This is a genomic window from Frankia tisae, from assembly GCF_025403405.1.
GTDB lineage: Bacteria > Actinomycetota > Actinomycetes > Frankiales > Frankiaceae > Frankia > Frankia tisai.
Genome location: NZ_JANEZT010000763.1, coordinates 1 through 743, shown reverse-complemented (window position 1 = coordinate 743; position 743 = coordinate 1). Strand labels below are relative to the sequence as shown.

Here is a 743-nt window from a genome sequence, read left to right as displayed (position 1 = left end):
ACCCCACACCCTGCGGGTATCGACCGACCACACGGGGACACGCCGACCGTGGGGCACACTGTCGGTATGGCGCACTATCGGCGTGGTCGGAAGGTTCCCGCGCTTCGCCCCACTCGACGCCACCTCGTCGGCGGGCTGACAGTGGTCGCGGTGTTCGCCCTGGTGGGGCTGACGGCGTGGAACCCGATCGCGGCCGTGCCCGCGTTGGCAGCGATCATCGTGCTCGGCGTGATCGACTGGGCCATCGTGACGGCCGCGCCCGGCGCAGGCGACCTGCCCTCCGGCCCGGCGGCCTTCAGCGGCGACGAGCCCGAGTGGGCCGATGACCTCGACACGCCGACGCAGGTGCTCCCGCGGCTGACCTTCGGCTACGCCCGGGCGGCAAGCAACGGCGAGCAGTACGAGGAGCCCGACCAGGACGCGGTGCGCACCATGGCGATCGACATGCGCGGCTACCTCGACGAGGCGGGCCCCGGCCGGATGGGCTGAGCGGTCCCGCCCGCCCGGCGGGCGAGCAGACCGAGCACGGCCTCCGTCGCCGCGCGCACCGCCACCGCCTCGTCGGTGCCGTCGGCGGCGGCTTCGCGACCGGCCGCGAAGCCGACCAGGAACGCGGTGAGCGGTGCCGCCGGGCGCGCGACCCCGTGGGCGACCTCCCGGGTGAGATCGAGCAGCGCGGCCACGTCGACGCCTGCCATCGCCAGGCGGAGCTCGGCACTGACCTGCACGACCCAGCGGTCGAC

The 743-nt window shown here is 74.7% G+C and carries 2 protein-coding genes; one reads left to right on the top strand and one right to left on the bottom strand.

Going from position 1 to position 743, the window contains the following annotated elements; genetic code table 11:
• A partial coding sequence (locus NBZ85_RS31560; protein WP_261563475.1) for a hypothetical protein occupies positions 1-489 on the top strand: 489 nt, incomplete at its 5' end.
• On the opposite strand, the gene NBZ85_RS31555 is transcribed toward NBZ85_RS31560, so the two are convergent.
• The coding region (locus NBZ85_RS31555) for a DUF6457 domain-containing protein (RefSeq protein ID WP_261563474.1) at positions 453-743 on the bottom strand (291 nt) is incomplete at its 5' end. The two genes, NBZ85_RS31560 and NBZ85_RS31555, sit on opposite strands and share 37 nt — an antisense overlap.